Raw genomic sequence first — 18,352 nt, forward strand, 5'->3', positions numbered from 1 at the left:
AAATGCGATAAAACAAAAGCTGGCGTCGGCATTCGGCGCCTGCCTTGGCTATCTGGAGCGTTCCACCATGAGCGACATGCGTCTCGTCGTCGTCGGCGCCGCCGGCCGGATGGGCCGTTCGCTGGTCAAAGCGATCCATGACACGCAAGGCTGTGTGCTCTCCGCCGCGATCGAGCGCCCGGGCTCGCCTGCGCTCGGCCAGGACGCGGCGGTGCTCGCCGGCCTGCCGGCCAGCGGCATTCTCGTCAGCGACGACGCGCTCGCCGCCTTCGTCGAGGCCGAGGGCGTGCTCGACTTCACGACGCCGGAGGCGACGGTCGCCTTCGCCGGCCTCGCCGCCCAGGCCCGCATCGTCCACGTCGCCGGCACCACCGGCATGGAGCCGCAGCATCTGGCGAAGCTGGAAGCAGCCTCGCGCCATGCCGCGATCATCCGCTCCGGCAATATGAGCCTCGGCGTCAACCTGCTGGCGGCCATGGTGCGCAAGGTCGCGGCGACGCTCGGCACCGACTGGGACATCGAGATCGTCGAGATGCACCATCGCATGAAGGTCGATGCGCCCTCCGGCACAGCCGTCCTGCTCGGCGAAGCGGCGGCGCAGGGACGCGCCGTCGAATTGGCCGAGGCCCGCGTCGCGGTGCGCGACGGCCAGGTCGGCGCCCGCCAGCCCGGCACGATCGGTTTCGCCGCGCTGCGCGGCGGCACCGTCATCGGCGACCACAAGGTGATATTTGCCGGCGCCGGCGAGCGGCTCGAACTCGCCCACGTTGCCGAGGATCGCAGCCTGTTCGCGCAAGGCGCGGTCAAAGCGGCGCTCTGGGGCCGCGGCCGCAAGCCCGGCTTGTACTCGATGGCCGACGTGCTCGGCCTCGACAAATTCTGATGACGGTGCTCACCGTCGCGCCCGGCGTGACGCACTGGCCGGGCTATCTCGATGTTGGTGAGCAAGCGGCGCTGGTCGCTGAATTGCGCGAGGCGGCGCGGCAGGTGCCATTCTTTGTGCCGCGCATGCCGAAGACCGGAAAACCGTTCTCGGTCAAAATGACCAATTGCGGGTCGCTCGGCTGGGTTTCGGACGAGCGCGGCTATCGCTACCAGCCGCTGCACCCCGAGACCGGAGCACCCTGGCCGCCGATCCCGGCCCGATTACTGCGCGCTTGGGAGGAGCTCGCCGGCTATCCGCACCCGCCTGAGGCCTGCCTGGTCAATTTCTACGAGCCATCAGCGAAGATGGGCCTGCATCAGGACCGCGACGAGCAGGACTTCGACGCGCCGGTGCTGTCGCTCTCGCTCGGCGACACCGCGATCTTTCGCATCGGCGGGACCAGCCGTGGCGGCAAAACGATCTCGCTGAAGCTGGCTTCGGGCGATGCGCTCGCCTTCGGCGGCGAGGCGCGGCTGGCCTATCACGGCATCGACCGCATCCTCGCGGGCTCATCGAGCCTGCTGCCGCAGGTCGGCCGGATCAACCTGACTCTGCGGCGGGTGACGAAGCCGTCAGGTTGACGGCTTCGAGCACCTGTCAGTGCGCCGGCTTGTCGCCGGCATCGGCGGCCGGGCTGTCCGAGCCGTTGGCGGCGGGCTTGGGCGCGCCGGCGGAGACGCCGACCAGGGCCGGGCGCAGCACGCGCTCGCCGATCTTGTAGCCGGTCTGGACCACCTTCGAGACGAGGCCCTTGGCGATGCCGGCGTCGGGCGCCTCGAACATCGCCTGGTGCAGGTTCGGATCGAACTTCTCGCCCTGCGGGTCGATCTTGCGCACGCCGTGGCGTTCCAGCGTCTTGAGCAGCTCGCGCTCGGTCAGTTCGACACCCTCGACCACCGCCTTCAAGGCGTTGTCGGCGGCGGCGCGCGCCGTTTCCGGCACGCTCTCCAGCGCGCGGCGCAGATTGTCGGCCGAGCCGAGCAGGTCGCGGGCGAAGCTCGTCACCGCATAGGCCTTGGCGTCGGAGATCTCACGCTCGGTGCGCCGGCGCAGGTTCTCCATCTCGGCCAGGGTGCGCAGCAGCTTGTCCTTGATGTCGTCGCGCTCGGCTTCGACAAGGGCGAGCGGGGTGGGTGCCTGCGTCTCGCTCGCCTGCGTCTCCGCCATGTCCTGGTTTTCGGTTTCCGGCTTCGGATCGTCCTTCGCAGGGTTCTGCGTCATTCCATCATCCCAATCGTTGATCGTCATGCATCATTGCGGCGCTGCCTGTCGGCGCGCCGGCTTCGCTGCCGATATCGGGCTTCGAGCGGGCGAAATCAAGCACGAGCCACGGCCTTGGCCTTGCCGGAGGCATGCTTGTCGAGCTCCAGATTGAACACGGCGAGCAGCGCCTGGCGGATCACCAGCTGGCGGCCGGTCGAGGTGATCTTCGCTCCGGTGAGGTCGGTGACGTAGAAGACGTCGACCGCCTTCTCGCCGAAGGTCGCGATATGGGCCGAGGCGATATTGAGGTTGAGCTTCCCGATCGCGGTGGTGAGATCGTAGAGCAGGCCGGGCCGGTCGAGGCCGGAGACCTCCAGCACGGTGTGCCGCGACGACAGGACGTTGTCGATGATCACCTCGGGCGCGACCTGGAAGGTCCCGCCGCGCGGCGGCGGCGCGCGGCGCTGGGCGACGAGGTCGGCGATCTTGATCTCGCCCTTGAGCGCGCGCTCGATCGCCGCAGCGATCCGTTCGGCCCGGCGCAATTCGTCGTCGTCGCGCTCGAAGGCGCGCGAGACGAAGATCGTGTCGAGCACCAGCCCGTCGGTGGTGGTGAAGATCTGCGCGTCGACGATGTTGCCGCCGGCCGCGGCGCAGGCGCCGGTGACGATGGCGAGCAGGCGCGGATGGTCGGGTGCCAGCACGGTGAGCTCGGTCACGCCGCGGAACTGGTCGGTCTCGACCCGCGTCGCGGTGGTGCGGCCGGCGATCTCCGCCTCGCGCAGGAAGCGGGCGTGCTGCTCCTGCCGCTCGGGCTCGACCTTGAGCCAGTAGGCCGGATAGTGGCGGGCGAGATAGGCGGCGCGCTCGTCTTCGGTCCAATCGGCGAGGCGCGCCTCCAGCGCCTGCTGCTTACGCTCGACCCTGGCCTTGCGCTCGATGCCGGAATGGCCGCCGGCGAGTACCACCTCGGTCTCGTAATAGAGCGTGCGCAGAAGCTGGCCCTTCCAGCCGTTCCAGACGCCGGGGCCGACCGCCTTGATGTCGGCGACGGTCAGGACCAGCAAGAGCTTCAGGCGCTCCAGCGTCTGCACGATCGCGGCGAAGCTCTCGATCGTCTTGGGGTCGCCGAGATCGCGGCTCTGGGCGACCGTCGACATCACCAGATGGTTCTCGATCAGCCAGACCACGGTCTCGGTCTGCGCATCGGTGAGGCCGAGCCGCGGGCAGAGCTTGCGGGCGATTCGGGCGCCAGCGACCGAATGATCCTCCGGCCGGCCCTTCGCGATGTCGTGCAGGAAGAGCGCGACATAGAGCGCGCGCCGGTTGGTGATCGTCGCGAAGATCGAGTTCGCCAGGGGGTGCTCGGCTTCGAGCTTGCCGGCGTCGATCTCGGCCAGGATGCCGATCGAGCGGATCAGGTGCTCGTCGACCGTATAGTGATGATACATGTTGAACTGCATCATCGCGACGACGCGGCCGAAATCCGGAATGAAGCGCCCGAGCAGACCAGATTCGTTCATCCTTCGGAGCACCGCCTCGGGCGAGCGCCGTGCCGTCAGGATCTCCAGGAAGATCCGGTTGGCCTCGCGGTCCTGTCGCAATTGCGGCGTGACCAGCCGCAGCGATTGCGTCACCAGCCGGCTGGTGTCGGGATGGATGGCGAGATCGTCGCGGCTGGCGATCTCGTAGAGCCGTAAAAGGTTGACCGGATCGCGCTTGAAGGCGTCGTCGTCGATGACGGCGAGGCGCTGGCCCTGCAAGGTGAAATCGGGATGGCCGAGCGCGCGCACACGCCGGCGCTTGGTGAAGGAGCCGATCAGGCTGGTCAGGCTGGCGCGCGGCTTCTGCTGGCGCGCTTCCAGCGCGGCGCAGACGATCGCCGTGAGGTCGCCGACATCCTTGGCGATCAGGAAGTAGGCCTTCATGAAGCGCTCGACCGGGGCCTGGCCGCTGCGGCCGGCATAGCCGATCGCGGCCGCGACCTGGCGCTGCAGGTCGAACGAGAGCCGCTCCTCGGCCCGCCCGGTGATGAAATGCATCCAGCAGCGCACCCGCCAGAGGAATTCCTCCGAGCGCTGGAACATCGCGAATTCGCGCGCATCGAACAGCCCGGCCTCGACCAGCTCGGCCGGGTCGTCGACGCGGTAGGAGTACTTGGCGATCCAGAACAGCGTGTTGAGGTCGCGCAGGCCGCCCTTGCCGTCCTTGACGTTGGGCTCGACCAGATAGCGCGACGAGCCGGCGCGGGCGACGCGGTTCTCGCGCTCGGCAAGCTTGGCCTCGGTGAAGATTGCGGCGGTGCCTTCCGCGATCTCGGCGCCGTAACGCCGCTGCAGATCGGAGAACAAGGCCGCATCGCCGCAGATCAATCGCGCTTCCAGCAACGCGGTGCGGATCGTCATGTCCGCCCGGCCCTCGCGGATGCAGTCGTCGACCGAGCGCACGGAATGGCCGACCTTCAGCTTCAGGTCCCAGAGCGGGTAGAGCATGGCCTCGACCACGCTCTCGCCCCAGGCGGTCTGCTTGTCGGGGAAGAGGAAGAGCAGGTCGACATCGGACCCCGGCGCCAGCGTGCCGCGGCCATAGCCGCCGACCGCGACGACGGCGATGCGCTCGCCGGCGGACGGGTTCTCGACCGGATAGAAATGCCGCGTCGCCGCGACATGCAGGCTGGCGACGATGCTATCCATCACGCCGGAGAGCCGCTTGGCGCAGGAGAGGCCGTTGCGCGACTTGGCCAGAATCTCGCGCGCCGATTGGCGGCCTTCTTCAAGATTGTCGCGCAGCGCATTGACCAGCGCGCCGCGCAGATTGTCACGATCTCCCTCGCCGAACTGTCGCGCCAGCTTGCCGACCGCGGCCGTGGGATTGTCGATGAATTCGGCGAGGCGGGGGGCTGGCTTGTCGGGGGAGGGCGGCACTGAACGAGGCTCTTCGAGACTTTCGGCAGACGCGGCGATATCCCGATCCCTAGCACGAACGAGGCCAAGCACGGAAACATAATTCAACAATAAATATATGTGAAATTATGGATACCACGCAATCTTGCGTCTTGTTTGACAAAGAGAACGATCGAACCTATCAATCGGACACGCGCCGATTTGAGCCAGCAGCTTGCGGGCGCGAAACAAGTGCAGCTAAAGCGGGGGCTTAAGGGGCAACTGCCTCCATCCCTTCGCGCAAGATCGACCGAAGGGGAACGCCATGCCGATCATCTCATTTCCGACTCGCCGCGCCGTGCTCGCCGGCCTTGCCGCCGCTTCCCTCGCCTTCGGTAGCGCCCAGGCGCAGGCACCGAAGGAGATCCGCGTCGACTACGCCACCTACAACCCGGTCAGCCTGCTGCTGAAGGAGCGCGGCATCCTGGAGAAGGCGCTGGAGGCCGATGGCATCAAGGTGCGCTGGGTGTTCTCGGCCGGCTCGAACAAGGCGCTCGAATTCCTCAATGCCGGCTCGCTCGATTTCGGCTCGACCGCGGGTGCAGCCGCGCTGATCGCCAGGATCAACGGCAACCCGATCAAGTCGATCTATGTCTACTCGCGGCCGGAATGGACGGCGCTTGTCACCGGAGCCAAGAGCGAGGTCACCAAGGTCGCCGATCTCAAGGGCAAGCGCGTCGCCGTCACCCGCGGCACCGATCCGCACATCTTCCTGGTCCGCTCGCTCGCCGAGGCCGGCCTGACCGAGAAGGACGTCAAGCTCGTGCTGCTGCAGCATGCCGACGGCCGCCTCGCTTTGGAGCGGGGCGATGTCGAGGCCTGGGCCGGGCTCGACCCGATGATGGCCGCCGCCGAGGTCGAAGCCGGCGCCAAGCTCTTCCACCGCAAGGCCGCCGACAACACCTGGGGCGTGCTCAACGTCCGCGAGGAGTTCTCCGAGAAGAACCCCGAGCTCGTCCGCAAGGTGCTCAAGGCCTATGAGGAGGCGCGCGCCATCGCGCTCGCCAACCCGGCCGAGGTCAGGAAGGCACTGGTCGAGGCGACCAAGCTCTCCGACGCGGTGATCGAGCGTCAGCTCACCCGCACCGAACTGACCCACAGCACGATCGGCCCGGCGCAAGCCGAGACCATCCTCGCCGCGGGCCTTGCCCTGCAGCAGGCCGGCGTCCTGCCCGCCAATGCCGACGTCAAGGCATCAGTCGAAGCGCTGATCGACAAGCGCTTTGCCGCGACCAACTGAACGGGCATGATCCCGTCGCAATGAGTTCGATCGAGATCGCAGACGCCGTTGATGAGAAGCCGGCCGCGCCTCGTGCGCGGCCGGTTTCGCGCGCCGGCCTCCGCCTAGCCGGCTTCCTGCTGCCCGTCGTCCTCGCAATCATCTGGGAAATCCTCGTCCGCGCCGGCATTGCCAATGGCCGGCTGATGCCGCCGCCCAGTGTGGTCGGCAAAACGCTCTGGCAGCTCGCCGTCAGCGGCGAACTCTGGACCCACGCTTTGGCGACGCTCTGGCGCGTCGCTGCCGGCTTCGGCATCGGCGCCGCCGTTGGCACCGCGCTCGGCGCCCTGACCGGTGCCCTGCCATTGGCGCGAGGCCTGCTCGATCCGACCTTGCAGGCTCTGCGCGCCATCCCCTCGATCGCCTGGGTGCCGCTCTTCATCCTCTGGTTCGGTATCTTCGAGGCCTCGAAGGTGGCGCTGATCGCGGTCGGCGTTTTCTTCCCGGTCTATCTCGGCGTCGCCGCCGCGATCCTCTCGATCGATCGCAAGATCGTCGAGGTCGGCCGTGTCTTCCGCCTCGGCCGGCTCGCCATGGTCCGTCGCGTGCTGTTGCCGGCGATCCTGCCCGACTGGTTCACGGCGCTGCGAGGCGGGCTCGGCCTCGGCTTCATGTTCGTCGTCGCCGCAGAGATCATGGGCGCGAGCGAAGGCCTCGGCTATCTCCTGGTCGACGGCCAGCAGCTCGGCCGTCCCGATACGATCATCGCCGCGATCATCGCCTTCGCCGTGCTCGGCAAACTCGCCGACGGTCTCCTGCTTGCGCTGACCCACCCTTTCCTCGCTTGGCAGGATACTGCCAGAGACAGGCTCTAAGGGCGCGATGCTCACCTTCGACCATATGTCCAAGACCTATGCCGATGGCACCCGGGCTTTGTCCGGCATCGACATTTCCGTTGCGGCCGGCGAGATCCTGGCGCTGGTCGGCGGCTCCGGCTGCGGCAAGACCACGCTGCTGCGCCTCGTGGCCGGGCTCGACCGGCCGAGCGAGGGGCGCATCCTGCTCGACGACGCGGCCATCACCGAGCCGCGCGCCGATGTCGGCGTGATCTTCCAGGAGCCGCGTTTGCTGCCCTGGCTCTCGGTCGCCGACAATGCCGGCTTCGGCCTCAGCCATCTCCCGGCGGCTGAGCGCGCCCGTCTCGTCACCGGGGCGCTCGCCCGTGTCGGCCTCGCCGGCTACGAGGCGCGCTGGCCGCGCGAGCTCTCCGGCGGCCAGCAGCAGCGCGTCGCCATCGCCCGTGCCCTCGTCACCCGACCCAAGCTCCTGTTGATGGACGAGCCCTTCTCGGCGCTCGACGCCACCACGCGCGCCAGCCTGCACGGCCATCTCCTCGCTCTCTGGGAGGAGAGCCGGCCGACCGTGGTGATGGTAACGCACGACGTTGAGGAGGCGGTGACGCTGGCCGACCGCATCGTGGTGATGCAACCCAGGCCCGGCCGCATTTTCGACGAGCTCGACAACCCGCTGACCCGCCCGCGCGACCGGCTTTCGCCGGCCTTCGAGGCGATCAAGCGCGAGGCGCTGCGCACGCTCGACCGCTCGCTCACCGACAGCGAGCCGCGCCAGCACAAGGCGGCCGAGAGTGCCGGCATGTGGTGGTAGGCGCCGCACGACCGTGGCAGCATCGGGCGATGGACACCGCGCCCATCCCACGCAGGACGATCGCGACCGCCCGGCTCGCCTTGCGGCCCTCGTCTGCGGCCGACGCGCAACGCGCCTTCGAGATACAGTCCGACTGGGCCGTCACGCGAATGCTGCGGATGGCCTCCTTTCCACCCGAACGGACCGAGATCGAAGCCTGGTTCGCCGACCATCCGCGCGAATGGGCGGCGGGGGAGGCTTATCGCTTCGCCGCGATGCTGGACGGGCGGATGATCGGGCTCGTCGACATCGATGAGATCGCCGATGGCGAGGGCGAGCTCGGCTACTGGTTCGAGCAGGCGACCTAGGGACAGGGCTTCGCCTCCGAGGCGGCCAGGGCGGTGGTGCGGTTCGCCTTCGCCAATGCCGGCCTGCTGTCGCTCCGTTCGGGTCACGCGGCCGACAATGCTGCTTCGGGCCGGGTGCTGACCAGGCTGGGTTTCCGCTTGCTCGACCGGGTCGAGTGCCCCTCGCGCTCGCGCGGTGAAACCATCCTGCAATGCCGCTACCGGCTCGCCCGTGCCGACTTCCCTGACTGAGAGGGTCCGTTTGACAAAACGGACGTTCAGACCTTATGAAAGGACACGCGCCGATTTGAGCCTCAGCTTGCGGGCGCGAAACAAATGCAGCTAAAGCGCGGGACGACGGGACGGCCCTGAGGCCGTGGCGCTCCTTCCGCCTTATCTATGGATGGAGCCAAGGCATGTCGGCCGTTCTTCACAATCTCTCCCGCTCCCCTGTTCACGCCCTGCCGCGTCCGGCCGCCGGCGAGGTTGTCGCCCTGCTTGGCGCTCCCGAGGTGCGGGCGGCGGCGCTACGTGGTTTCGCCGGCCTTCGGGCCGACGAGGAAATCGTGCCGACCGCCGAGATCGGCCTGCTCTGTGCTCGCCCGCGCTTCTTTGCCTGGCTCGATCTCACCGAGAACCTCGCCTTTGCCTTGCCCAAAGCCACGCCGTTCGAGCGCGAGGGCCTGATCGCCAATGTGCTGGTCCGCGTCGGCCTTGCCGCGCAGGCGACCCAGCGGCCCGGGACGCTCTCGCCCGAAGAATTGCTGCGGCTCGCCATTGCCCGCCTGCTGCTGGTCAGGCCGCGCCTGCTGCTGATCGACGAGCCCTTTGCTGGGCTCGATAGCGAGGCGCGGGACCGGCTCGCCGCCTTCCTGCCGGAGCTATGTACGCAGGGGCGTCCCGCTGTCGTCATTGCCACCGGCTCGGTCGAGGACGCCTTGCATCTGGCAGACCGCGTCCTCGTCCTGCCGCAGCAGCCGGGGCCGGTCGCCTTCAGCCTCGACAACCTGCTGGCGCGTCCGCGCGAGGAGGGCTCGGTCGGCTTCGTTGCCCTGCGCCGCGAACTGCGCCGGGCGCTTGACAAGGAAGGCCGGCATGCCGCGCCGGAGGTGGAGGCGGCGGCCTGAACCGGCTAGACAGGCCGCGAACAGTTTTCGCTAGGGATCACGACCATGGACGTCACCGCGCTGCGCGCTCTGCAGGCTCCGCTCAAGGACAAGTATCGTGAGGCGCCCGATGCGGCGGTGATCACGCTGAAAGCCAAGGGCGAGCTCGACGACCAGCACATTGCCTGCAAGGTCGAGACCGGCCGCGCGATTGCGCTCGCTGGCCTGCACCCGGCGACCGGCGGCTCCGGCGCCGAGCTTTGCTCGGGCGACATGCTGCTCGAGGCGCTCGTCGCCTGTGCTGGCGTCACGCTGAAGGCGGTCGCGACCGCACTCGAGATCGAGCTGAAGAAGGGCACGGTCCGCGCCGAGGGCGACCTCGACTTTCGCGGCACGCTCGGCGTCGCCAAGGATGCGGCAGTCGGCTTCAAGGCGATCCGCCTCTCCTTCGACGTCGAGACCGATGCGCCGCAGGATAAGCTCGATACCTTGCTCAAGCTGACCGAGCGCTACTGCGTCGTCTTCCAGACACTGAACGTGAAGCCGGAGCTCTCGGCTAATCTCGCCCGGGCTTGATCGGCCTGATCAGGCCGGCAGCGGGCGCGGTGAGCCATCCGCCTCCGTCGCTTCCGGTTCCTGTGAGATCGGCGCCGTCATCGGGTCGATGATCGCGAAGGGGCGCTCGGACATCTGTTCGGGCGCCGCGCGCTGGCGGATGCGCAGCGCCGCCAAGGCTGCGAGCAGGGCGCTGATCGCGGCCATGAAATAGAGCAGCCCGTTGATGTCGAGCCGCGCCATCACCTGGGCGCCGAGCAGCGGGCCGAGCGCCGAGCCGATGCCGCTGACCAGGATCAGCCGGCCGCTCACCGCGACGACGCGATCCTGCGGCATGCGGTCGAGTGCATGGGCGACGCAGACCGGATAGAGCGTCGACATGAAGCCACCGAGCAGCGCGGCCACCGGCAGCACTGCGCCAAGCTGGCGTGGCACGAGGTCGAGCGCGACGGCTGCGACCGAGAAGCCGAGCGCAAGGCCCGCCAGCACGATCCGGCGATCGCCGCGATCGGAGAAGCGGCCGACCGGAACCTGGAAGGCGAAGCCGCCGAGCACCGCGACCAGCATGAACAGCGCGATCGTCTCCTGCGGGATGGCATTCTGCGCCATCCAGGCCGGGAACAGCGCATAGAAGGCGCTGCTGATCATGCCGGCGATCACGCAGCCGATCACCGAGATTGGCGCCTGCCGCGTCAGCTCGCCATAGGGCAGCGAGGCTTCCGCCGGCAGCGTCGGAGCTTCCGCACGAGTCGTGCTGACCATCACCAGCGCCAGCGCGAACAGCGCGACGATGATGTTGAACGGCACGGCGGTCTCGACCGGGAGCTTGCCGATCAGCAATTGCCCGGCCGCCAGCGCGAGAAACGTGCCGACCATGTAGATCGAGAAGATGCGGCCGCGCTGTTCGGGCGGGGCCTTGGCGTTGAGCCAGCTCTCGGTGGTGATGAACAGGCCGACGCAGCCGATGCCGATCGCCATCCGGCAGGCGATCCAGCCAAGCGGCGAGACGAAGAGCGGCATTGCCGCCGTTCCGACCACGACCATGCCGGCGAAGGCGGCATAGGCGCGGATATGGCCGACGCGCTGGATGACGCGTCCGCAGCCGACCGCGCCGATGGTGAAGCCGATGAAATAGGCGCTGAGCACCAGTCCGGTCAGCGTCGGTCCGAAGCCCGCGCTCGTCAGCCGCAGCGACAGGAACGTGTTGAAGAAGCCGTTGGCGAGCTGCACGAGGCTCGTCGCGGCGATGAGCGTTCCGATCTGGACGAGCAAGGGTCACGGCCTCCGGCGCAGTCTGGGAAGGCCCGCAGCTCAACGCCGGAATGTGATCTCGGCATGGCGCGCGCGGGCAAAATACCCGCACCGCGTCATTCCGCCGCCTTCAGCTTCACCGCCTTAGCGAAGGGCAGTTGCGGCTCGTTCGGGCTGGCATCGTCGAATTCCAGCGCGCCGATCCGCTCGGCCCGGCCGGAGACCTTGCCGGCCGAGGTCTTGATCTGGGCGACGTCGTCCTGCGCCTGGCGGAAATGGCTGTCGAGCTTGTCGACCCGGTCACCGAGGCGGCGGACATCGTCGAGCAGCTTGCCGACCTCGGACTGGATCACCTGCGCCTCCTCGCGCATGCGGGCATCGCGCACCAGCGACTGCATCAGCTGGATCGCCAGCGCCAGCAGCGAGGGCGAGACGATCATCACGCGCGCCCGATGGGCCTTCTGGATCACGTCGTCGAAATGCTCGTGCAGATCGGCATAGATCGCCTCCGACGGTACGAAGAGCAGCGCCATGTCCTGCGTCTCGCCCGGCAGGAAATAGCGCTCGGCAATGTCCTTGACGTGCTGGCCGACATCAGCGCGCACCCGGGCCGAGGCCTGCTTTTTCGCCTCGTCGCCGCGCGCCTCGCGCAGCATGGTGAAGCTCTCCAGCGGGAACTTCGCGTCGATGACGAGGCCGCGTCCGTCGCCCGGCAGGGTGACCAGGCAGTCAGGCCGCTTGCCGGTCGAGAGCGTGGGCTGGAAGGAGAAGAACGCGGCGGGCAGACCGTCGCGGATGATCGCCTCCATCCGGCCCTGGCCATAGGCGCCGCGGGCCTGCTTGTTGGCGAGTACGTCCTTCAGCGTCACCACCTCGCCGGTGAGCTCGGTCAGGTTCTTCTGGGCGTTGTCGATGACGGCAAGCCGTTCCTGAAGCTTGCCGAGGCTCTCATTGGTCTGGCGGACATTCTGCTCCAGCCCGGCGCCGACCTGCTGGCGCAGACCCTCCATCCGCTCGGCCATGATCCGGGCGAGGTCGCCCTGCCGGGTCGAGAGGATCTCGGCCATGGTCTGCAGGCGGCCGCTGAGCTCGGCCTGCTGCCGGTTCATCTCGGCGACCTTGTCGTCCATCTCGCGGGCACGCTCGGCCGCCATCGCCGCCTCGATCTCGCGCCGGCGCGCCGCGCGCCAGGACGAGAGCAGCGCCAGCACCAGCAGGAAAAGCGTCAGCCCGGCGAAGCCGAAGGCGGCCTCGGCCCAGCTCACGGGGCGTTCCAGCAGGACGAAGGCGATCTGGTTCATGCCGCGAGCCTACACGATCTCCGCCGCAAATCCAGAACATAAGCGGAACAGTTTGACCGCTTCGTCACAAGTGCTTATGTCGCCGCAACTTCCGACAATCGTTCAGAGCGCCCTATGGCCATCCGCCCTCTCGTCATCCTGCCCGATTCGATGCTGCGCAAGGTCTCCACGCCGATCGGCGACATCACGCCGGAGATCCGCAAGCTCGCCGACGACATGCTGGAGACCATGTACGACGCGCCGGGAATCGGCCTTGCCGCGATCCAGATCGGCGAGCCGGTCCGCCTCGTCACGCTCGACGTGTCGAAGAAGGCGGAGGAGGGCGAGGAGCAGAAGCGCGAGCCGATGGTCCTGATCAATCCCGAGGTGACCTGGCGCTCGGAGGAGCTGAGCTCCTATGAGGAGGGCTGCCTCTCGATCCCCGAATATTACGAGGAGGTCGAGCGCCCGGCGCGGGTCAAGGTCAGCTATCGCGATCTCGACGGCAAGGCGCAGGAGGTCGAGGCCGACGGCCTGCTCGCCACCTGCCTGCAGCACGAGATCGACCATCTCAACGGCGTGCTCTTCATCGATTACCTGTCGCGGCTGAAGCGCGACCGGGTCAACAAGCGCTTCGCCAAGGCGGCGAAACGGGACAGCGCGGCCTGAGCGGCTGGAGCGTCAGATCATGAGCTTGCGCGTCATCTTCATGGGCACGCCGGATTTCGCCGTGCCGACCCTGACCGAGATCATCGGCCAGGGCCACGAGGTCGTCTCCGTCTATACCCGTGCGCCAGCGCCGGCCGGGCGCGGCATGGAGCTGCGGCCCTCGCCGGTCCAGGTCACGGCCGAGCGCTTCGGCATCCCGGTGTTCTCGCCAAAGACGCTGAAGAACGCCGAGGCGGCCGAGATCATGGCCTCGCACCAGGCCGATGTCGCCGCCGTCGTCGCCTATGGCCTGATCCTGCCCAAGGCGATCCTGCAGGTGCCGGAGCTCGGCTGCCTCAACCTGCATGCTTCGCTCCTGCCGCGCTGGCGCGGCGCCGCGCCGATCCAGCGCGCCATCATGGCGGGGGATGCCGAGACCGGCGTCTGCGTGATGAAGATGGAAGAGGGGCTCGATACCGGTCCCGTCGCCATGGTCGAGACGCTTGCGATCGACGGCAACGCCACGGCCGGCGACATGCATGACCGGCTCGCCGGCCTCGGCGCTGACCTGATGGTCCGGGCGCTTGCCGCCCTCAGCCGTGGCGGCCTGCGTTTCACGCCGCAGGCGGAAGAGGGCGTCACCTATGCCAGCAAGATCGGCAATGACGAGGCGAAGCTGAGCTGGAACCGGCCGGCGCAGCAGGTCCATGACGTCGTGCGCGGTCTCTCGCCCTTCCCGGGTGCCTTCGTCGAGGTCGACCTCGGCAAGGGGCCGGAGCGCTTGAAGCTGCTGCGCACCGCTCGCGCCGGTGGCGCGGCTGAGCCGGGCACGCTGCTCGACGACGAGGGCACCATCGCCTGCGCGGTCGGGGCGGTGAAGCTGCTCCAGGTCCAGCGCGCCGGCAAGGGCCCGATGAGCGCCCAGGAGTTCCTGCGCGGAGCGAGGCTCTCGGCGGGCGCGAAACTGTAGCGATGCCGCGTTACAAGCTCGTCATCGAATATGACGGCACGCCCTTCTCAGGCTGGCAGCGCCAGCTCAACGGGCCGTCGGTGCAGCAGAGCGTCGAGGAGGCGGTCGAGGCCTTCTGCGGCCATGCCGTGCGCCTGCATTGCGCCGGGCGCACCGATGCCGGCGTCCACGCCACTCATCAGGTCGCCCATGTCGATCTCGATAAGGACTGGCGCACCGATGTCGTGCGCGACGCCAGCAATGCCCGGCTGAAACGCCTGCCGGTGGCGGTGCTGAGCGCCGAGGCGGTGCCGGATAGCTTTGATGCCCGCATCTCGGCGACGCGGCGTTACTACATCTACCGCATCCTCGACCGGCGGGCGCAGCCGGCGCTCGATGCGAACCGCGTCTGGCATGTTCCGGTCAAGCTCGATCACGAGGCGATGGATCGCGCCGCCAAGGCGCTGATCGGCCATCACGACTTCACCACCTTCCGCGCCGCCGAATGCCAGGCCAATAGCCCGCTGCGCACGCTCGACCGCTTCGACTGCCGACGCGAGGGGGCTGAGATCGTCGCCTATGTCCATGCCCGCTCCTTCCTGCATCATCAGGTCCGCTCCATGGTCGGCTGCCTGAAGATGGTCGGCATGGGGCGCTGGCCGGAGAACAAGGTCGGCAAGGTGCTGGCGGCGCGCGACCGCTCGCAATGCGCCGCGCTGGCGCCGCCCTGCGGGCTCTATCTGGCGGGCGTGGATTACTGAGAGTCACCCCGTCTTTCCGGGGCGCCGCGGAGCGGCGAGCCCGGAACCCATGACCACGACATTGCTCCAGCCCGTCATGCTCGCCCTTGTGGCGAGCACCCACGTCTTGAACATCGCCTGCGCAAAGGAAGACGTGGATGGTCGGGACGAGCCCGACCATGACGGAAAGGGCAGTGTTCATGGTTTCCGGGCTCAGGCCTGCGGCCTGCCCCGGAATGACGCCTGCGGATCAGAACCCGGCGAGCCCGAAGCTCTTCAGCACCGTGTAGTCGGCGAGGACGCTGGCGCAGGCGATAGCGCCCGCGACGCCGCTTTGCGCCCCGAAGGCGGCGCGCGCGACGCAGTAGCGCAGCCTGAGCACGATCGCCGCGAAAGCGAGGCTCTGGAAGCCGGCGATGCCGGGATTTGACCAGCCCAGCGCGAACACCGTCGCCGGCACCGCCATCAACGCCGCCGAGAGGATGCCGGCCCAGTTCCAGGCGATGACGAAGCTGGTGAAGCGCGGATTGCGGGTGAGGCCGGGCGCGAGCCCGACCAGCAGCGCCGGCACGGCGAGGATCGCCAGGATCTCGGCGGTGACGATCGCGGCGATCAGGCCGGGCGCGTCGAACAACCCGCCGCTGTTCGAAAGTCCGGCAAGCGTGCGCTCGGCCGCCAGCGCCGGGATCATCGAGGGCACGACCAGCACCAGCGCGAGATAGGAGCGCCAGAACCCGTCGCGGCTGAGGTCGAGATCGGGCAGGGCTTTCGCGTCGGCCCGCAGCAGGCGCCAGGAGGCGGCGAGCGATCGCGTCACATCGTCGGCAGCAAGCCTCATGGCCCAACCCTCCGGACGTCACCGTATTAGACTTTCGTCTAAACTGTGGGCGTCAGGGTCGGTTCCGTCAAGCCTGCTGCGCTGCAGCGAAATAGCCCGCCAGTAAACGATGCGTGATCCGCTCCAGCGTGATCAGGTCGGCGACGGCGACCCGCTCGTCGATCTGGTGCATGGTCTGGCCGACCACGCCGTATTCGACGACCGGGCAGTAGTTCTTGATGAAGCGGGCGTCCGAGGTGCCGCCGGTCGTCGACAGCGCCGGGCGCTTGCCGGTCTCGGCTTCGACGGCATCGGCGGCCATCGCGACGAACGGCCCCGGCTGGGTCAGGAAGGCGACCGCATTGGTCGGCTCGAAGCTGATCTCATAGCGCACGGTGTTGCCGGCCGCCTCGCGCAGGCGCCGTTCGATCTCGGCCGCCAGCGTCTCCGGCGTCCAGAGGTCGTTGAAGCGGATGTTGAAGACGGCCCTGGCCTGCGCCGGGATCACGTTGGTTGCGGGATTGCCGACATCGAGCGTCGTCACTTCGAGATTGCTCGGATCGAAATGCTCGGTGCCGGCGTCGAGCGGCGTTGCGTCCAGCGCTGCCAGCAACCGGACCATGCCGCGGATCGGGTTCTGGGCGAGGTGCGGGTAGCCGACATGGCCCTGCACGCCCTGGACGGCGAGCTTGCCGGTCAGCGAGCCGCGCCGGCCGATCTTGATCATGTCGCTCATCGCCGCCGGATTGGTCGGCTCGCCGAGCAGGCAATGGTCGAAGCGCTCGCCGCGCGCGTCGGCCCAGGCCAGCAATTTGACCGTGCCGTTGACAGCCGGACCCTCTTCGTCGCCGGTGACGAGGAAGGCGATCGAGCCCGGCGCATCCGGGTTCTCGCGGCGATAGCGGATCGCGGCTGAGGTCATGGCGGCGAGCCCGCCCTTCATGTCGCAGGCGCCGCGCCCGTAGAGCGTGCCGCCTTCGATCTCGGCCGCGAACGGATCATGCGTCCAGGCGGAAAGGTCGCCGGGCGGGACGACATCGGTGTGGCCGGCGATGACAAAGACCGGTCCCTCGCTGCCGATGCGGGCATAGAGATTCTCGATATCGGGCATGCCGGGCTCCGAGAACACGGGCCGCTCGACCCTGAAGCCTTCGGCGCTGAGCACGGCATCGAGCAGCGCGAGCGCGCCGCCTTCGGCTGGCGTCACCGAGGCGCAGCGCACCAGGGCCTGGGTCAGGGTGACCGGATCGGTCGGGTCGAAGGCGAGGGGGGCAGCTGTGTTCTGGCTCATCGAGCCGGTTTAGCAGCGCCCTTGTGCTCTGCAAGCGGCGCATCGCGGTCGACGCCGGGCATCAATCCGAGATCGACCAGCGCGACCAGCCAGGCCATCGTCGAGATCGCGATCAGCGAGGGCGCCCAAGCATAGCCGAGCAGCGGCTGCACCTCGCGCGGCAGCACGATGATGCAGACCAGGAAGATGCCGAAGAGCGACGAGCCGCCTCGGTCGGTGGCGCGCTTGGCCGCCAGTGCAGCCCAGGGGAACAGGGCGAAGGCGTTGGCGAAGGCGACAGCCATTTTCGCCGAATGCCAGTCCATCAGACGGGGCGCGCTCCACTGGACCGCCAACAGGCAGAAGGCGAGCGCGATGCTGCCGAGCCAGAACTGGCGCAGGCCGATTCGGCCATCGAGATCGGTGAACAAGCGGATTGCGGACATGGGTCGGGCTCCGATCCTGCATCCTCGCACGGAGATGGGCCGGAATGAAGCTTATGGTGAATAAAAGGTTAATGACCCGAACCGGTTGTTCTGGCAGAGAAAATGCTTGAACCCGGCGGGACGCGCCGCTAGCTGCGAGAGGTTCTCCGGATTTTGAAGGGGGCCATTCGGCGTGATTGGCGGATGGCAGGTTGAGTGAGCGGCGCGTCGCGCTGCCGAGCGAGGTTTTGGGCATGACCATTCGTCTGCACCGCGGCGATCTTCCCGATGGGTACGAGCCGGGGCCGATCCTGGCGATCGACACCGAGACGCTCGGCCTCAACCCGCAGCGCGACCGGCTCTGCGTGGTGCAGCTCTCGCGCGGCGATGGCACTGCCGACGTCGTGCAGATTCCGAAGGGCGCGCCGGCGCCGGCCAATCTCTGCCGCATCCTCGCGGACACCAGCGTGCTGAAGCTCTTCCACTTCGCCCGCTTCGACATCGCCGCGCTGGAGAAGGCGTTCGGCGTCGTTACGACGCCGGTCTACTGCACCAAGATCGCCTCCAAGCTGGTGCGCACCTATACTGACCGGCACGGGCTCAAGGACCTCGTCCGCGAGCTCCTCGGCGTCGAATTGTCGAAGCAGCAGCAATCTTCCGATTGGGGCGCCGACGCGCTCACCGAAGCGCAGCTCGGCTATGCCGCCTCCGACGTGCTGCACCTGCACGCCTTGAAGGCGAAGCTCGACGTGATGCTGGAGCGCGAGAGCCGTGGCCATCTCGCCAAGGCCTGCTTCGACTTCCTGCCGACGCGTGCCGCGCTCGATCTCGCCGGCTGGCCGGAAGTCGACATCTTCGCGCATACGTAAATTTGAGGTATTTGAGACTAGGGTCATTCGTCTGGCGGTCGCCGGACCGGTCGCTGTTGCCTGTCGGCATGTGCCTCGGTTCGACATCAAAAAGCCGCCGGCGGCTGGCAATGGGCGGGCATGAGCTTGGCGATCACAACCCCTGAGACACGCAGTCCGGCG

18 protein-coding genes and 1 pseudogene are annotated in these 18,352 nt (G+C 68.0%); 12 read left to right on the top strand and 7 right to left on the bottom strand.

Annotated elements, in window-relative coordinates; genetic code table 11:
- Window positions 1-76: 76 nt before the first annotated feature.
- Together dapB and AC3WLC_RS10445 are read left to right on the top strand one after the other, a co-directional pair.
- A complete protein-coding gene (gene dapB, locus AC3WLC_RS10440) occupies window positions 77-883 on the top strand; it encodes a 4-hydroxy-tetrahydrodipicolinate reductase (protein WP_493684535.1) in 807 nt (268 codons plus the stop codon).
- A complete protein-coding gene (locus tag AC3WLC_RS10445) occupies window positions 883-1,506 on the top strand; it encodes an alpha-ketoglutarate-dependent dioxygenase AlkB family protein (protein ID WP_493683867.1) in 624 nt (207 codons plus the stop codon). Before dapB ends, AC3WLC_RS10445 begins: the two co-directional genes overlap by 1 nt.
- Window positions 1,507-1,522: 16 nt before the next feature.
- On the opposite strand, the gene grpE is transcribed toward AC3WLC_RS10445, so the two are convergent.
- Both grpE and AC3WLC_RS10455 read right to left on the bottom strand, forming a co-directional pair.
- A complete protein-coding gene (gene grpE / locus AC3WLC_RS10450) occupies window positions 1,523-2,146 on the bottom strand; it encodes a nucleotide exchange factor GrpE (RefSeq protein WP_493683868.1) in 624 nt (207 codons plus the stop codon).
- Between the two features lie 95 nt (window positions 2,147-2,241).
- Window positions 2,242-5,007 carry a [protein-PII] uridylyltransferase gene (locus AC3WLC_RS10455; protein WP_493684536.1) on the bottom strand — a complete coding sequence of 922 codons (2,766 nt, stop codon included), beginning with the start codon at window positions 5,005-5,007 and terminating at the stop codon, window positions 2,242-2,244.
- Between the two features lie 328 nt (window positions 5,008-5,335).
- Here AC3WLC_RS10455 and AC3WLC_RS10460 point away from each other — a divergent pair, with 328 nt between their 5' ends.
- The 6 genes and pseudogenes from AC3WLC_RS10460 (at window position 5,336) to AC3WLC_RS10485 (ending at window position 9,962) form a co-directional block, all read left to right on the top strand.
- Window positions 5,336-6,310 carry an aliphatic sulfonate ABC transporter substrate-binding protein gene (locus AC3WLC_RS10460; RefSeq protein WP_493683869.1) on the top strand — a complete coding sequence of 325 codons (975 nt, stop codon included), beginning with the start codon at window positions 5,336-5,338 and terminating at the stop codon, window positions 6,308-6,310.
- Between the two features lie 20 nt (window positions 6,311-6,330).
- Complete coding sequence (locus AC3WLC_RS10465) at window positions 6,331-7,164, top strand: ABC transporter permease (RefSeq protein WP_493683870.1); 834 nt, start codon at window positions 6,331-6,333, stop codon at window positions 7,162-7,164.
- 7 nt (window positions 7,165-7,171) lie between these two features.
- Window positions 7,172-7,954: an ABC transporter ATP-binding protein gene (locus tag AC3WLC_RS10470; protein WP_493683871.1), complete on the top strand. Its 783-nt coding sequence runs from the start codon at window positions 7,172-7,174 to the stop codon at window positions 7,952-7,954.
- 29 nt (window positions 7,955-7,983) lie between these two features.
- A pseudogene (locus tag AC3WLC_RS10475) lies at window positions 7,984-8,532 on the top strand (GNAT family N-acetyltransferase).
- A 164-nt stretch (window positions 8,533-8,696) separates the two neighbouring features.
- On the top strand, window positions 8,697-9,407 hold the full coding sequence (locus tag AC3WLC_RS10480) for an ATP-binding cassette domain-containing protein (protein WP_493683872.1): 711 nt from the start codon (window positions 8,697-8,699) through the stop codon (window positions 9,405-9,407).
- Between the two features lie 45 nt (window positions 9,408-9,452).
- Entirely contained in the window at window positions 9,453-9,962 is a 510-nt protein-coding gene (locus AC3WLC_RS10485) for an OsmC family protein (RefSeq protein ID WP_091833586.1), read from the top strand.
- Window positions 9,963-9,971: 9 nt separating this feature from the next.
- Here AC3WLC_RS10485 and AC3WLC_RS10490 read toward each other — a convergent pair whose 3' ends face one another.
- Together AC3WLC_RS10490 and AC3WLC_RS10495 are read right to left on the bottom strand one after the other, a co-directional pair.
- Complete coding sequence (locus tag AC3WLC_RS10490) at window positions 9,972-11,213, bottom strand: MFS transporter (RefSeq protein WP_493683873.1); 1,242 nt, start codon at window positions 11,211-11,213, stop codon at window positions 9,972-9,974.
- A 95-nt stretch (window positions 11,214-11,308) separates the two neighbouring features.
- Window positions 11,309-12,493: a DNA recombination protein RmuC gene (locus tag AC3WLC_RS10495; protein ID WP_493683874.1), complete on the bottom strand. Its 1,185-nt coding sequence runs from the start codon at window positions 12,491-12,493 to the stop codon at window positions 11,309-11,311.
- 114 nt (window positions 12,494-12,607) lie between these two features.
- Between AC3WLC_RS10495 and def the strand changes: the two genes are divergently transcribed.
- The 3 genes from def to truA are packed head-to-tail and all read left to right on the top strand — an operon-like array spanning window position 12,608 to window position 14,830.
- Entirely contained in the window at window positions 12,608-13,141 is a 534-nt protein-coding gene (gene def / locus AC3WLC_RS10500; RefSeq protein WP_346357062.1) for a peptide deformylase, read from the top strand.
- A gap of 19 nt (window positions 13,142-13,160) precedes the next feature.
- A complete protein-coding gene (gene fmt, locus AC3WLC_RS10505; protein ID WP_493683875.1) occupies window positions 13,161-14,090 on the top strand; it encodes a methionyl-tRNA formyltransferase in 930 nt (309 codons plus the stop codon).
- Window positions 14,091-14,092: 2 nt separating this feature from the next.
- The gene (gene truA / locus AC3WLC_RS10510; protein WP_493683876.1) at window positions 14,093-14,830 is read left to right on the top strand and encodes a tRNA pseudouridine(38-40) synthase TruA; all 738 of its coding nucleotides are present in this window, start codon (window positions 14,093-14,095) and stop codon (window positions 14,828-14,830) included.
- Between the two features lie 229 nt (window positions 14,831-15,059).
- Here the strand turns inward: truA and AC3WLC_RS10515 are convergent, their stop codons facing one another.
- The 3 genes from AC3WLC_RS10515 to AC3WLC_RS10525 form a co-directional block, all read right to left on the bottom strand.
- Window positions 15,060-15,647: a hypothetical protein gene (locus AC3WLC_RS10515; protein WP_493683877.1), complete on the bottom strand. Its 588-nt coding sequence runs from the start codon at window positions 15,645-15,647 to the stop codon at window positions 15,060-15,062.
- A gap of 67 nt (window positions 15,648-15,714) precedes the next feature.
- Window positions 15,715-16,917 (bottom strand): succinyl-diaminopimelate desuccinylase, encoded by a 1,203-nt coding sequence (dapE, locus tag AC3WLC_RS10520; RefSeq protein WP_493683878.1) that lies wholly within the window; start codon window positions 16,915-16,917, stop codon window positions 15,715-15,717.
- The gene (locus AC3WLC_RS10525; RefSeq protein WP_493683879.1) at window positions 16,914-17,342 is read right to left on the bottom strand and encodes a DUF805 domain-containing protein; all 429 of its coding nucleotides are present in this window, start codon (window positions 17,340-17,342) and stop codon (window positions 16,914-16,916) included. Before AC3WLC_RS10525 ends, dapE begins: the two co-directional genes overlap by 4 nt.
- Window positions 17,343-17,575: 233 nt before the next feature.
- On the opposite strand from AC3WLC_RS10525, the gene AC3WLC_RS10530 reads away from it, so the two are divergent.
- Window positions 17,576-18,190, top strand: a complete 615-nt coding sequence (locus AC3WLC_RS10530; RefSeq protein WP_493683880.1) for a ribonuclease D — start codon at window positions 17,576-17,578, stop codon at window positions 18,188-18,190.
- Window positions 18,191-18,352 lie beyond the last annotated feature (162 nt).

Source organism: Allobosea sp. GW821-FHT03A12 (assembly GCF_058986765.1).